We start from the raw sequence: 13,275 nt of genomic DNA, 5'->3' as shown, positions 1-13,275 counted from the left end.
GGCGCCCCCGCGGCGGGCGAGGCCGCGGTGAGGGGCGCGGCCCGGGCCGCCGAGCGGTGAAGGACCGAGGACGGGGAGGCGGCGCCTGATGAGGGGCCCGGAGGCGATCGGGGGTGCGGGTCATGAGCGTGTGGGGTGACCTGGTCGGCCAGGACCCGGTCGTCGAGCAGCTGCGCTCCGCCGCCGAGGCCGCCGACGCCGGCGGGGCGGCGGGCGGGAAGATGGCGCACGCCTGGCTGTTCACCGGGCCGCCGGGGTCGGGGCGTTCGGCCGCGGCCCGCGCGTTCGCCGCGGCCCTGCAGTGCTCGGAGACGCCGCGCGGGTGCGGGCACTGCGCGTCCTGCCACCAGGTGTTGCAGGGGACGCACGCCGACGTGGAGGTGGTGCGTCCGTCCGGGCTGTCGTACGGGGTGCGCGAGACGCGGGAGCTGGTCCTGCGCGCGTCGTCGTCGCCCAGCGGCGGACGCTGGCAGATCGTGCTGTTCGAGGACGCCGACCGGGCGACCGAGGCGGCCGCCAACGCCCTGCTCAAGGCGATCGAGGAGCCGCCGCCGCGGACGGTGTGGCTGCTGTGCGCGCCGTCCCCCGAGGACCTGGTGATGACGATCCGGTCGCGGTGCCGCCTGGTCACCCTGCGGATCCCGCCGGTCGCCGCCGTCGCCGACGTGCTGGTGCGGCGGGACGGCGTCGACCCGGCGACGGCCGAGGCGGCGGCGCGGGCCGCGCAGGGGCACATCGAGCGGGCCCGGCGGCTGGCCGTCGACGAGCAGGCGCGGCGCCGCCGCGAGGAGGTGCTGGCCGTGCCGCGCCGCCTCACGTCGGTGGGGCCCGCGGTGGCGGCGGCGGAGGCGCTGGTGAAGGCCGCCGAGGAGGAGGCCAAGGCCACCACCGAGGAGCTGAACGAGAGCGAGACGGCGGCGCTGCGGCAGGCGCTGGGGGAGAGCGCGAAGGGCCGCATGCCGCGCGGCACCGCCGGCGCGCTGAAGGAGCTGGAGGACCGGCAGAAGTCCCGCGCCACCCGGGTCAAGCGGGACGCCCTCGACCGGGCGCTGCTGGACCTGGCGTACTACTACCGCGACGTCCTGGTGCTGCAGCTCGGCGCGGGTAGCGAGCTGGTCAACGCCGACCGGGCGGACGAGCTGCGCGCGGCCGCGGCGGCGGGCACGCCCGAGACCACGATCCGCCGCCTGGACGCGATCATGGAGTGCCGGGAGCGGCTGGACGCCAACGTCAACCCGCTGCTGGCCGTGGAGGCGCTCACCCTGGCGCTGCGGGACGGGGCCGCCTGACCGCCGATCCGACGGAAATCGCCGTCATGTCGGACACCAGGCGGATAACACAAGTTGGCCCGTTTTGTTACTCATCCGTACACGAGTCTCAACAGCCGCAGCCGTAGCGTGCCTTGATCAACCGAACATCGATCGGGGCCCTATCAACCCCCCCAGGCCAGGAGGTCGCCTTGCGGCGTGTTGTGATCACCGCCGCCAGTGCCGCCGTCGCCACCGCGGCACTCGCGCTGCCGGCATCGGCGGTACCGGCCCAACCCGAGTCCCAGGCGAAGGCGTCGGAGTACGTCGTCCTCTACAAGGAAGGGGTCTCCCTCAGCAAGGCCCGCGCCGCCGTGAAGGCGGCCGGAGGCACCATCGTCAGCGAGAACACCGACGTCGGCGTGGCCACCGTCCGCACCACCAAGACGGGCTTCACCGCCGCGGTGGCCCGGCAGGACGCCCTGGAGGGCGCCGCGGCCAACCGCGTGATCGGCCACGCGCCGAAGACGGGGAAGGCCGCCAAGCCGTTCGCCGTGGAGAAGGAGGGGCGCGGCCAGACCGCCGGCGCGGCGAAGTTCACGAAGGGCGCCAAGGGCGAGCCGCTCGCGGACCTGCAGTGGGACATGAAGCAGATCCGCGCCACGGCCGACGGCTCCTACAAGATCGAGCCGGGCGACAAGCGCGTGCTCGTCGGCGTCATCGACACCGGCATCGACGGCAACCACCCCGACATCAAGCCCAACTTCAACCGCGCGCTGAGCCGGAACTTCACCGTCGACATCCCGACCGACGCCAACGGCAACGAGGTCGACGGGCCGTGCGAGGCGGAGCCCGACAAGTCCTGCAACGACCCGGCCGACGTGGACGAGAACGAGCACGGCACGCACGTGGCGTCCACCATCGCCTCGCCGCGCAACGGGCTGGGCATGGCCGGCGTCGCGCCCAACGTGCAGCTGGTCAACCTGCGCGCCGGGCAGGACTCGGGCTACTTCTTCCTGAAGCCGACGGTCGACGCGCTGACCTACGCGGCCAAGAACGGCATCGACGTGGTCAACATGAGCTTCTACATCGACCCGTGGCTGTTCAACTGCGTCGACAACCCGGCCGACTCGCCCGAGGAGCAGGCCGAGCAGCGCACCGTCATCGAGGCCGCCAACCGGGCGCTGAACTTCGCCCACCGGCACGGCGTCACGCTGGTCGCGGCCGCGGGCAACGAGGCGATCGACTACACCAAGACCAACACCGACGACTCCAGCCCGAACTTCGCGTCCGAGCCGGGCGAGCAGCCCCACGAGCGGACCATCCCGCCGAGCTGCCTGTCGCTGCCCGGCGAGGGCGACCACGTCATCCCCGTCTCCTCGACCGGCATCAGCAAGCGCAAGGCGTACTACTCCAGCTACGGCAACGGCTACATCCAGGTGGCCGCGCCCGGCGGTGACAAGTACGACACGGCGGACGGCAAGCTGGACGACAAGGTCGGCATCTGGGCGGCCTACCCCGAGTCCATCGCCCGCGAGCGCGGCGAGCTGAACGCCGACGGCACGCCGAACACCCCGCGCGTGGTCCGCGACTGCAAGGGCGGCACCTGCGCCTACTACCAGTCGATCCAGGGCACCTCGATGGCCTCGCCGCACGCGGCCGGCGTCGCGGCCCTGATCGTCAGCAAGTACGGCAAGCGCGACCGCGTCCACGGCGGGCTCACCATGGACCCGGACGCCGTGGCGCGCATCCTGACGGGCACCGCCTCCGCCACGGCCTGCCCGAAGGGCGGCTCGTACACCTACACCCGGTACGTGAAGCAGGCCGACGGCTCGTACCAGAAGGTCGTCGCGACGCACACGTGCGAGGGCGGCAAGAACCGCAACGGCTTCTACGGCGCCGGCATCATCGACGCCAAGAAGGCCGTCTCGCGCTGACGCGTCCGTTCTGACGCCCCACGGCCCCCGGCGGACCTTCCGCCGGGGGCCGTCCCCGTTCGGGGGCGGTCGGGCAGGATGGGGGCATGTCCTACCGCGTCACGTTCGTCTGCACCGGGAACATCTGCCGCTCGCCCATGGCCGAGTGGGTGTTCCGCCACCACGTTGAGAAGGAAGGGCTCGACGTCGAGGTCGACAGCTCGGGCACCGGACCGTGGCATGTGGGCAGCGGCGCCGACCCCCGCACTGTGCGCGTCCTGCAGCGGAACGGCTACCGGTCGGCGCACACCGCCCGGCAGTTCCAACCGGACTGGTTCGACCGGTACGACCTGATCGTCGCGCTGGACGCGGGGCACCTGCGGGAGCTGCGGGCCATGGCCCCCGACGACGCGGCGCGCGGACGGATCAGGCTGCTGCGCGAGTTCGACCCCGACGCGGGGGACGACCTGGACGTCCCCGACCCGTACTACGGCGGACACGCCGACTTCGAGCACGTGCTGAAGCTCGTCGAGGCCGCGGTGCCCGGCCTGCTCGACCACGTGCGCGCCGAGACGTCGCTCGCCCGGGAGGCGTGACGGTGGCGGCGGCCCGCGAGCGGATCGCCGACCTGCTCCGGACGCGCGTCGAGCGCGTCGCCGACCTCGGCGGCAGCCATTCGTGGACGCTGCACCGGGCGACGCTCGCCGACGGGCGCGAGGTCTTCGTCAAGGCCGCGGCCGCCGACGGCGGCTTCTTCGCGGCCGAGGCGGCGGGGCTGCGGTGGCTGGCCGAGGCGGGGCCGCACGCCCCCGTGCCGCGGGTGCTGGCCGCCGACGACCACACCCTCGTGCTGCCGTGGCTGCCGACCGAGCCGCCCACACCGCAGGCCGCCGAGCGTTTCGGCCGCGACCTGGCCGCGCTGCACACCGCGTCCGCCCCGCGGGCGTACGGCGCGCCCTGGGACGGCTACATCGCCGACCTGCCGCTGGACAACACCCTCGACGACGGCGGATGGCCGCGCTGGTACGCCGAGCGGCGTCTCGCGCCGTTCCTGCGTCTCGCACGGCCGCACCTGTCGGCGTCCGACGTGCGACTGATCGAGCACGTCATCGACCGCGTCGAGGAGCTGGCCGGGCCGCCGGAGCCGCCGAGCCGCATCCACGGCGACCTGTGGTCGGGCAACGTGCTGTGGACGGGCGGCCGCGCCATGCTGATCGACCCGGCCGCGCACGGCGGCCACCGCGAGACCGACCTGGCGATGCTGGCCTTGTTCGGCGCCCCGCACCTGGACCGCGTCCTGGCGGCCTACGACGAGGCGGCGCCGCTCGCCGACGGCTGGCGGCGGCGCGTCCCGCTGCACCAGCTGCACCCGCTCCTGGTGCACGTCGCCCTGTTCGGCGCCGGGTACCGGGAGAGGACGCTCGACGCCGCCCGAGCGGCCCTGGCCGCCGCGTCCTGATCGTGTCTTATGCGGGCGATGTCCGCCTAATTGGTGGATCATGGCTTCCGGGCGCTTAGTGAGAGTGAGGTGCAGTGGAGCACCCGGAAACCGCTTCGCCGCCGCGGCGACGGGTGGCGAACTCCTGGATGTGGGCGCTCGCCGTGCCCGTTGCGTTCGCGCTCGCCGGCGCGGTGGCGCAGATGCGGTACGGCGGGCGCTGGATCGGTGTCGGCCTCGGCCTTGTCGTCTTCGCCGTCGCGGTGATCCGCGCGGGTGCGGTATGGCGACGGGCGGGAGCGGCGCTCTTGGTCTCCATCTGCGGGTTGGCGCTGATGTTCTTCGCCGGGCCGATGGAGTACGCGCTGTACCTGAAGACCACGGGCGAGGAGGTTCCCGCCGTGGTCCTCAAGGTCGAGAAGGATAAGGGCGTCAAGACCGACCTGTGGTACTGCACAGTGCTGGCGACCGAGAGCAAGCCCACGGTCTATCGGCTCAGCGAGCAGCAGAACTGCTACGACCAGTTCCGACAGGGGCAGCGGGTCACCATCCGCAAGGACCCGCTGGGGCTGACGTTGCCGTATCTTCCTGACGACTCCACAGACGACGACATCCGCATCGGCCTGTACGCCTCGGCGGGGCTTTTTCTGGCGACGGCGTTGTCGATGCTGTACGGCGGGCTGCGCAGGCGCGCCGATCGTCTCTCTGCGGACTGACCCGCCCTGCGTCGTCTCACGTCCGGCGTGCACATGGCACCGGACCTTGTGGCGGCCCACGACGCGGTGGGCGGCCAAGGCGCCGTGCGCTGCGCGCCTGCTCCGGAGCCGTCGAGAGGGACGCCGGAGGCGGATCGCGCAGGTCGGCGCGACGGACATGTCGGGAACGTCAATGTCTGTCGACAAACTCCGCGATCTTGCTGCCCTGAATGTGAGGGATGAGGTAGAAACGACGGGTCCGCACAACGTGGGAGACGCGGAGAGGTGGGTGCTGGGCTTCCCCGATGGACGGCAAGCACGAGCAGACGGGCGTCGGAGCAATGGTGCGCGGCGCCTGGCGGCGCCTGGTGCCGATCGGCGTCGCCGCGGCGATCGCCCTCGGCATCGCCGGATTCGTCGACCTGGTGCACGCGCATCAGCGGTCGGACGACCCCCAGCGCGCGGCCAAGCCGGCCGCCGAGCGTGAGCGCACCGAGCCGCACCGTTTCGTCGGGGTGCAGCGCGGCGGCGCCGCGCTCGTGGTCCGCGACATGCGCACCGGCGGCACGATCGGCGTGCCCGTGGCGGCGCCGGCCGGGCGGCGGTTCGAGCGGATCGCGGCGGCCGCCGACGGAACCTTCGTCGTCGCCTCCTACGCCGACCGGACTGTCACGTTCCATCGGCTGGGCGTGGACGCGGGCGGGCGCCCCACGCAGCTGACGGACATCCCGCGCGCCGCCGTGCCCGGCGTGTCGGCCGGGTGGTCGGAGATGGCGGTCCACCCCGACGGCGACCGCATCGCCTACGTCACCTACTCCGGTCTGACGGCCCAGGTGCAGGTCGTGTCCGCCGCGACCGGGCAGCGCAAGATGTGGAAGGCGCCGTCGCCCGCGCGCATCGCCAGCCTGTCGTGGGCGGGCGACACCCTCACCTTCCTGTGGAACCCGGTGCGCGCCGGCGACGTCGTCGCCGCCGGTCAGCTGCGCGCGCTGAACACCAAAGGCCAGGCCGGAGACCTGCGCGTCAGCCGGCCGATGCTGAAGCTGCCCGCCGGAACGGGCGCCGCGCTGAGCAGCCGTGACGGCCGCACCGTCGTGGCGGGTCTCGCTTCCCGGGGGCAGATGTCGCTCCAGGCGTACACGGTGCCGGACGGCCGTCCCGGCAAGGTGCTGTGGAAGCAGAACGGCGCGACCACCCGCCTCCTCCGGATCGTCCGCGACCACTCCGGCCGCCACCTGCTGGCGTTCGGCGCCGACGGACGCCTCTACACCGACGGCTTCCGGCCCGTGCAGGCGGCCGACCTCGTCGACGTCGCCTGGTAACTCGCCTGGTAACACCGCGCATCCGCACCCGGCGCCACCGCGCGTGGCGCCGTCCCAACGAGCGCGGCCGCCGACCGCGGCGGCCCGGCGAAACCGTTCTTACCGGGTGAAGTTCGGACCACGTAGGGTTGGTTCCACGGAACCGGGCGAACGGAGCAGACCGTGGGCATGGTGATGGCCGTCAGCTTCACCCGTTACGGGCGGCTCTACTACCTCGACCCCGGCCCGCACTCGCCCAAGGTCGGCGACAAGGTGCTCGTCCCGACCGACGCGGGCCCGGAGGTCGCCGAGTGCGTGTGGCCCCCGCAGTGGGTGTCGGAGGACATCGAAGGGCTGCCGGTGTGCGCGGGGCTCGCGACCGAGGAGCATCTGGCCCGCGACGAGGCCAACCGCCGCCGCCGCGCCGAGGGACGCGCCATCGCCAAGCGGCTGATCCGCAAGCACGGGCTGCCGATGAAGGTCATCGGCGTGGACTTCCTGGACGCCGAGAACGTCTTCAAGATCTATTTCACCGCGCCGCACCGCGTCGACTTCCGCGCCCTGGTGCGCGACCTGGCCCGCAACATCCGCGCCCGGGTGGAGCTGCGGCAGGTCGGCCCGCGCGACGAGGCCCGCCTGCAGGGCGGCATCGGACCGTGCGGACGCGACCTGTGCTGCGCCACGTTCCTCAAGGACTTCGAACCGGTGTCGGTCCGGATGGCCAAGGACCAGGACCTGCCCGTCAACCCGCTGCGCATCGCGGGGGCGTGCGGACGCCTCATGTGCTGCCTCAAGTACGAGCATCCTCTGTACGTGGAGGCGCACAAGAACATGCCGCGTCTGGGCGAACGCGTCGACACCCCCGAGGGGCCCGGGCAGGTGGTGGCGCGCAACGTGCCGTCCGACACGGTGACCGTCCGCCTCAACGCCGGCGGGCGCTGCGTCTGCCCGTCCGCCTCAGTGTGCTCCCCGCGCCGCCAGCACGACGCCGCCTACGGCAACGCGTCCGGCACGGACTCCTCTTCAGAGTGACCCCGAAGCGTCCCCGCAAAGGCGCCACGGCGCGCCACATCGTCAGCGTCGGAACGTCCCGTCTCGTCTGCTGACAGCCGTCAGAACTTCGTCTTCGGCCGCTCCTGCCGGACGCCGTCGACGAACACGTCCACCTTCTCGTCATAGAAGGCGATCAACCCGGCGATCTTCTGGCTCTCCGGAAGGGGATGCCGGTACGACCACGCGAGGTCCTTGTGCACCCGGTCGCCGACGCGCACCGACCAGTACTCGGCCTCGCCCTTGTACGGGCAGCCGGTGACCGTGTCGGACGGTTCCAGCAGGTCCATGCGCACGTGCGTCTTCGGCAGGTAGTACCGGACGGGCAGCCCGGTCTCGAACAGCAGGTGCGGGCTGCCGGACTCGGCCACGGTCACCCCGTCCACCTCGATGCGCACGTGCCGCGAGCTGGCCAGCACGTCGACCCGGTGGTACGGGTTGCGCGGGTGGACGAAGACCTGCTCGTCCTCCTCGAACCAGGCGTCCATCGCGTTCCAGTCGAGACGCACCAGGCCGCGCAGCTCCTCGATGGGCGACTGCTCGTACCGCACCGCCGCCCCCGGCGCCTGGACCCCGTCGGCCTTCACGGTGTACGCGGTCGCGTCGCCCCTGCTCGCCGAGTGCTTGCCGGGACCGTCGGGCACCAGCTCCGCCCGCACGTCCTCCAGCGGGATGTAGTAGGTCGGGTAGTACGGCACTTCCCACACCAGGACCGGCCGGATGGTGTCGGCCACCACCTGCCCCCCGAGGTAGGCCCTGACGCGCTTGGCCGACTGCTCGACGCGGATGCCGCCTTTGTTGCCGCTCATGTTGGCGGCAACAGGCGCCGCCCCACCCCTATTTCCGGACGGGCGCCTTTTCAGACGCATCTTTTACCTGCGGTGCGCGCTTCTTACGCGGAAGCGTCAGGATCAGCGGCAGCGCCACGGCCGCGATCGCCAGCGCCCACCACAGGCTGCGGGAGAACGCCTCGGAGAGCAGCGCGGGCGCGTCCGGCACACGGGACGCCTGGGCGGCGACCTCCTCCGGCTTGCCGCTCGTCCCGGGGAACGCGGCCCGCAGGTACACCTGCAGGATCACGGTGAGCGCCGCCATCCCGAACGCGCTGCCGACACGGACCAGGATGTTCGCCGCCGTCGTCGCCGCCGGGACCGACGTCCGCGGCAGCCCCTGGTAGGCCGCCGCCATCAGCGCCGGCGCGATCGCGCCGTGCCCGAGGCCGACGACCAGCACCGCCGCCATGATCAGCGGCCTGCCCGTGCCCGGCTCGACCGTCGTGAGCGCGAACGTCCCGACCAGCACCACCAGCACCCCGCCCGCCGACGGCCACCGGGCGCCGTAGCGGTCGGCCAGCCGTCCCGCGAGCGGCATCGTGACCATCGCGCCCAGCCCGAACGGGGCCAGCAGCAGCCCCGCCTGCGTCGCCGTCTCCTGCCGCGCCACCTGCGACAGCAGCGGGATCAGCACCGTCAGCCCGAACGCCGCGCCGCTGTAGACGAACAGCGCGCCGGTGGCGGCGGTGAACGAGCGGGCGCGCAGCAACCGCACGTCGATCAGCGCGTCGTCGCCCTTGCGCACGGCGTGGACCACGAACGCGGCGATCAGCACCGCGCCGCCGACCGCGCCGACCAGGAACCCGGCGCTCGACAGGCCGGCGCCCTCGCCCGCCTCCGACAGCCCGTACACCAGCGCCGCCAGGCCGGGCGACACCAGCGCCAGGCCCGGCGCGTCCAGCCGGACGCTCCGATCGCGCTCCGCGTCGCGGGGCAGCATGCGCAGCGCCGCGGCCAGCGCCACGGCGCAGACCGGGACGTTGACGTAGAACATCCAGCGCCACGACAGGTGGCCGACGATCAGCCCGCCCGCCACCGGCCCCAACACTGGTGCGAGCATCGCCGGCACCGAGACGACGGCCATCACCCGCGCCATCCGGTCCGGACCCGCCGCCCGGGCGAGCATCATCTGGCCGACCGGCATCAGCATCCCGCCGCCGAATCCCTGCACCACCCGGAAGCCGATCAGCGCGGGCGCCGACCACGCCAACCCGCACAGCAGCGACCCCCCGATGAACAGCGCCAGCGACACCAGCCACATGGTGCGCTGCCCGAACCGCCGCACCGCCCACCCCGTCAGCGGGATCGCCATGGACAGCGCCAGCGTGTACCCGGTCAGCACCCACTGGACGGTGGACAGCGAGGCGTCCAGGTCGGTGCCCAGGGCGGTGACGGCGACGGTGACGATCGTGCTGTCGAGCACCGTCATGATCGCCCCGAGCAGCACGACGATCGCGAGCCGTCGCAGCCGGGCGTCGTCGGCGGTCATGCGCCGCGGTCCTCCTTCCGTACGATGTACCGGCCGAACGATACGCTGTATCGCCATATTGGTACAGCGTATCGCTAGATCGATACGCTGTTTCGGCCTGGGCGTACGCCGTACCGGTAGGATCGGGCCGTGCCCGGAACCGCCCGAGACCGCAGACCGCCCGGCGAACCCGTCTGGGCGCGCCAGAGCGGCGGACGCCGCCCCCGCCTCACCCGGGAGGCGATCGTGGCCGCCGCGATCGAGATCGCCGACGCGGAGGGCCTGGACGCGGTCTCCATCCGCCGCGTCGCCGCCGCGCTCGGGGTGCGCCCCATGAGCCTCTACACCCACATCGAGCGCAAGGAGGACCTCCTCGACCTGATGCTCGACGAGGTCCACCGCGAGCTGATCATCGAGGAGGAGCTGCCCGCCGACTGGCGGGAGGCCGTCAGCGTGATCGCCCGGCGCGAGCGCGAGGTCATCCGGCGGCACGCCTGGGTCATCGACCTGACGGCGCGCGGGCCCCGCGTCGGCCCCAACGGCCTGCGCCACGCCGAGCAGAACCTGCAGGCCCTGGCCGGCCTCGACGTCGACACCGCCACCGCCGCCCGCATCGTCACGGCCGTCGACCACTACATGACCGGCTACGTGATCCGCGAACGCCTGGTGAGCGACCAGCGCGCCGACCACCTCGGCGAGTCGTACGTCCAGAAGATGATCGAGGAGGGCGACTTCCCGCACCTGCGCCGCGCCCTGCGCGAGGGCGTCCCCCAGCAGGAGTCCTTCGAGGACGGACTGCGCTGGCTGCTGGACGGCATCGAGCAGGAGTTCGGAGGCGCCTGAACGAACTTTTCCGTTCGCCCACGTAGCGTAGGGGGAGCACGTCGGTCCGCGACGACGGGACGGGGGACTCATGAAGCTCATCGCCGCCGCAGCTGTGCTCACCTTGGTCGCGCTGACCGGCTGCTCCGGCGAACGCACGCAGACGACCCAGCAGAGCCCGCCCCCCGGCTCCGCGGTCGGCATGGAGGAGTACTACCAGCAGCGGCTCGAGTGGTCCGACTGCGGCAACGGCTTCGAATGCGCGACCGCCAAGGTCCCCCTCGACTACGCCAACCCCAAGGGGGAGCGCCTGCGCATCTCCCTCATCAGACGTCCCGCCGAGGACCGGTCCCAGCGCATCGGGTCGCTGTTCGTCAACCCGGGCGGACCGGGCGGCTCGGGCGTGGAGTTCGTCCGCCAAGCCGCCGGCGCCTTCGGCGCCGACCTGCGGCGGCGTTTCGACATCGTCGGCTTCGACCCCCGCGGCGTCGGCGCCAGCTCCCCCGTCCGCTGCATGACGGCCCCGCAGCTGGACGCCTTCTACGCCACCGACACCACGCCCGACGACAAGAAGGAAGTCGACGCCCTGGCCTCCCAAAGCCGCGCCTACGCCGACAACTGCCGCGGCAAGGCCGCCAAGCTGCTGCCGTACGTCGGCACCGCCAACGCCGCCCGCGACATCGACATCCTGCGCGCCGCGGCGGGCGACGACAAGCTCACCTACTACGGAGCCTCCTACGGCACCTACCTCGGCGCGTCCTACGCCGACCAGTTCCCCGACAAGGTGCGCGCGCTCGTCCTGGACGGCGCCGTCGACCCGAGGCTGACGAACACCGAGATGCTCGTCGAGCAGGCCAAGGGCTTCGAGACCGCGCTGGAGGCGTTCGCCGCCGACTGCGTCAAGCACTCCGGCTGCCCCCTGGGCACCGACCCCGACACCGCCCTCGACCGGCTCACCGAGTTCCAGAAGCGGGTCGACGCCCACCCCCTGTCCAACAGCAGCGACTCCCGTCCGGTCACCGAAGCCTGGGCCGAGCTGGGCCTGGCGTCCGCCCTGTACGTCAAGGAGAACTGGCCCCTCCTGCGCATGGCCCTCGCCCAGGCCATGCAACGCAAGGACGGCACCCTCCTGATCACCCTCGCCGACCGCCTGGTCGAGCGCGGCGAGAACGGCTCCTACAGCAACCAGGCCGACGCCAACATGGCCGTCAACTGCGTGGACAAGCCCAACCCGGCCGACCTGGCCGCCTACCGCAAGGCCGTCGACGAGGCCGCGAAGGAAGCCCCCCACTTCGGCGAGTTCGTCGTCTGGGGCGGCCTCCCCTGCATCTACTGGCCCGCCCAGACCAAGCAGAAGCCGCGTCCCTTCACCGCCAAGGGCGCCGCGCCCATCCTGGTCATCGGCACCCTCCGCGACCCCGCCACGCCCTACAAGTGGTCGGAGAACCTCGCCCGCGACCTGTCGTCCGGCGTCCTGCTGACCCTCGACGGCGACGGCCACACCGCCTACCTCCAGAACAATCCCTGCATCGTCTCCGCGACCGACCGCTACCTGGTCACCGGGCAGCCTCCCAAGGACGGCACGGTGTGCCGCTGAAAACAAATGCACGCAACACCCCTGAGACCAGGTAGACTCCCGTACGGCACGCCGCCTTAGCTCAGTCGGCAGAGCGGCTCACTCGTAATGAGCAGGTCGTCGGTTCGATTCCGACAGGCGGCTCCCAGGTCAGGGGCCCCTTCCGAACAAGGAAGGGGCCCCTGCTGCTGACACCTCTGCTGACAGCAGCACGTCACGTCGCGTTGCGCGCGTTGAAGAGCGGACGACCGGCCTACTCAGAGGCCAGGTCATCGCCCCTGAGAAGGCTGCAAGCTCCTTCGAGCTCACCTGAGGCGATGAGGTGGCGCACGACCTCCACGATGGCCGGGATGCCGGGCCGGTCGATGATGATGAGGTCTGCGCACCAGAAGTAGGCGCCGTTGAGGCATTCGCCGGTGCTCCGGTAACGCCGCATGACGGCGCTGACGGCGTCCAGGGTCATGAACGTCGCGCCGTAGCGGGCGCCGTCCGGGAGGATGATCGTTGCGTCGGCCTCCTCCTGGGTCTGCGGGTCGTGGCACGCGGCAGCCGGTCCAGCAGCTCCTCCTCGCGGGCGGCGGCCTCGTCCTCGTCGATCTCCCCGGCGGCCAGCCGGTCGGCGATCTCCTGCACTTGGACGACAGCTTGGTCAGCGGGACGTCGCGTTGCTGTACAGGATCGGGGGCCGTACCGGGCGTCCCTGAACGCGTATGGCGGCACGCCCGGAGGCAATGCGATCTTCACCAGTCCGCTGAGCGGGCGTCGATCGCCCGGCTCAGGGAGGCCCTGTCGCCCAGTCGATCTCTGGTTGTGCCTCCGGCGCCTTGGTCGTCTCGTCAGCGCCCCGACTCCGTCCGCACATGGCATGGCCGGCGGTGGCCCAAGCCGCCCGCTGTCGATCGCACCGATCGAGGGCAGCGGGCCACCCG

13 protein-coding genes and 1 tRNA gene are annotated in these 13,275 nt (G+C 72.2%); 10 read left to right on the top strand and 4 right to left on the bottom strand.

All coding sequences use genetic code 11. The features are described from left to right. Positions 1-122: 122 nt before the first annotated feature. The 7 genes from AR3_RS12990 to AR3_RS12960 all read left to right on the top strand — a co-directional run bounded on the left by AR3_RS12990 (position 123) and on the right by AR3_RS12960 (position 7,629). On the top strand, positions 123-1,289 hold the full coding sequence (locus tag AR3_RS12990; protein WP_067913623.1) for a DNA polymerase III subunit delta': 1,167 nt from the start codon (positions 123-125) through the stop codon (positions 1,287-1,289). Positions 1,290-1,459: 170 nt separating this feature from the next. After that, on the top strand, positions 1,460-3,184 hold the full coding sequence (locus AR3_RS12985) for a S8 family serine peptidase (protein ID WP_067913611.1): 1,725 nt from the start codon (positions 1,460-1,462) through the stop codon (positions 3,182-3,184). A gap of 86 nt (positions 3,185-3,270) precedes the next feature. Continuing rightward, positions 3,271-3,759 (top strand): low molecular weight protein-tyrosine-phosphatase, encoded by a 489-nt coding sequence (locus AR3_RS12980; protein ID WP_067913608.1) that lies wholly within the window; start codon positions 3,271-3,273, stop codon positions 3,757-3,759. Next, positions 3,756-4,622, top strand: coding sequence for a fructosamine kinase family protein (locus AR3_RS12975; protein WP_067913606.1), 867 nt, complete (start codon positions 3,756-3,758; stop codon positions 4,620-4,622). The genes AR3_RS12980 and AR3_RS12975 overlap by 4 nt, the downstream gene beginning before the upstream one ends. Before the next feature lie 74 nt (positions 4,623-4,696). After that, the gene (locus AR3_RS12970) at positions 4,697-5,317 is read left to right on the top strand and encodes a hypothetical protein (protein WP_146150322.1); all 621 of its coding nucleotides are present in this window, start codon (positions 4,697-4,699) and stop codon (positions 5,315-5,317) included. Positions 5,318-5,601: 284 nt separating this feature from the next. Then, positions 5,602-6,618: a TolB-like translocation protein gene (locus AR3_RS12965; protein WP_067913602.1), complete on the top strand. Its 1,017-nt coding sequence runs from the start codon at positions 5,602-5,604 to the stop codon at positions 6,616-6,618. Between the two features lie 168 nt (positions 6,619-6,786). Then, a complete protein-coding gene (locus tag AR3_RS12960; RefSeq protein ID WP_067913661.1) occupies positions 6,787-7,629 on the top strand; it encodes a PSP1 domain-containing protein in 843 nt (280 codons plus the stop codon). 80 nt (positions 7,630-7,709) lie between these two features. Here the strand turns inward: AR3_RS12960 and AR3_RS12955 are convergent, their stop codons facing one another. Both AR3_RS12955 and AR3_RS12950 read right to left on the bottom strand, forming a co-directional pair. Beyond that, positions 7,710-8,456 carry a DUF427 domain-containing protein gene (locus AR3_RS12955; RefSeq protein WP_067913600.1) on the bottom strand — a complete coding sequence of 249 codons (747 nt, stop codon included), beginning with the start codon at positions 8,454-8,456 and terminating at the stop codon, positions 7,710-7,712. 28 nt (positions 8,457-8,484) lie between these two features. Beyond that, positions 8,485-9,969: a DHA2 family efflux MFS transporter permease subunit gene (locus AR3_RS12950; RefSeq protein ID WP_067913596.1), complete on the bottom strand. Its 1,485-nt coding sequence runs from the start codon at positions 9,967-9,969 to the stop codon at positions 8,485-8,487. A gap of 129 nt (positions 9,970-10,098) precedes the next feature. Between AR3_RS12950 and AR3_RS12945 the strand changes: the two genes are divergently transcribed. The 3 genes from AR3_RS12945 to AR3_RS12935 all read left to right on the top strand — a co-directional run bounded on the left by AR3_RS12945 (position 10,099) and on the right by AR3_RS12935 (position 12,490). Then, entirely contained in the window at positions 10,099-10,791 is a 693-nt protein-coding gene (locus AR3_RS12945) for a TetR/AcrR family transcriptional regulator C-terminal domain-containing protein (protein WP_067913593.1), read from the top strand. Between the two features lie 70 nt (positions 10,792-10,861). Beyond that, positions 10,862-12,367 carry an alpha/beta hydrolase gene (locus AR3_RS12940; RefSeq protein WP_067913590.1) on the top strand — a complete coding sequence of 502 codons (1,506 nt, stop codon included), beginning with the start codon at positions 10,862-10,864 and terminating at the stop codon, positions 12,365-12,367. A 50-nt stretch (positions 12,368-12,417) separates the two neighbouring features. Next, positions 12,418-12,490: transfer RNA gene (locus AR3_RS12935), tRNA-Thr, on the top strand. 109 nt (positions 12,491-12,599) lie between these two features. On the opposite strand, the gene AR3_RS12930 is transcribed toward AR3_RS12935, so the two are convergent. After that, positions 12,600-12,809, bottom strand: a complete 210-nt coding sequence (locus AR3_RS12930; protein ID WP_067913587.1) for a hypothetical protein — start codon at positions 12,807-12,809, stop codon at positions 12,600-12,602. After that, positions 12,806-12,979, bottom strand: coding sequence for a hypothetical protein (locus AR3_RS30500; protein WP_157406662.1), 174 nt, complete (start codon positions 12,977-12,979; stop codon positions 12,806-12,808). The genes AR3_RS12930 and AR3_RS30500 overlap by 4 nt, the downstream gene beginning before the upstream one ends. Between the last annotated feature and the right edge of the window lie 296 nt (positions 12,980-13,275).

The sequence above is a fragment of the Actinomadura rubrobrunea NBRC 15275 genome (genome assembly GCF_001552235.1).
GTDB classification, from domain to species: domain Bacteria; phylum Actinomycetota; class Actinomycetes; order Streptosporangiales; family Streptosporangiaceae; genus Spirillospora; species Spirillospora viridilutea.
The sequence above is the reverse complement of the archived record's forward strand: the minus strand, read 5'-3'. Positions and strand labels throughout refer to the sequence as shown.

What these genes read in the sequence shown, in the direction of transcription:
- AR3_RS12950 (WP_067913596.1), bottom strand. Translation starts at nt 9,969, where the DNA reads ATGACCGCCGACGACGCCCGGCTGCGACGGCTCGCGATCGTCGTGCTG.
- AR3_RS12960 (WP_067913661.1), top strand. Translation starts at nt 6,787, where the DNA reads ATGGTGATGGCCGTCAGCTTCACCCGTTACGGGCGGCTCTACTACCTC.
- AR3_RS12990 (WP_067913623.1), top strand. Translation starts at nt 123, where the DNA reads ATGAGCGTGTGGGGTGACCTGGTCGGCCAGGACCCGGTCGTCGAGCAG.
- AR3_RS12930 (WP_067913587.1), bottom strand. Translation starts at nt 12,809, where the DNA reads ATGACCCTGGACGCCGTCAGCGCCGTCATGCGGCGTTACCGGAGCACC.
- AR3_RS12980 (WP_067913608.1), top strand. Translation starts at nt 3,271, where the DNA reads ATGTCCTACCGCGTCACGTTCGTCTGCACCGGGAACATCTGCCGCTCG.
- AR3_RS12965 (WP_067913602.1), top strand. Translation starts at nt 5,602, where the DNA reads ATGGACGGCAAGCACGAGCAGACGGGCGTCGGAGCAATGGTGCGCGGC.
- AR3_RS12940 (WP_067913590.1), top strand. Translation starts at nt 10,862, where the DNA reads ATGAAGCTCATCGCCGCCGCAGCTGTGCTCACCTTGGTCGCGCTGACC.
- AR3_RS12955 (WP_067913600.1), bottom strand. Translation starts at nt 8,456, where the DNA reads ATGAGCGGCAACAAAGGCGGCATCCGCGTCGAGCAGTCGGCCAAGCGC.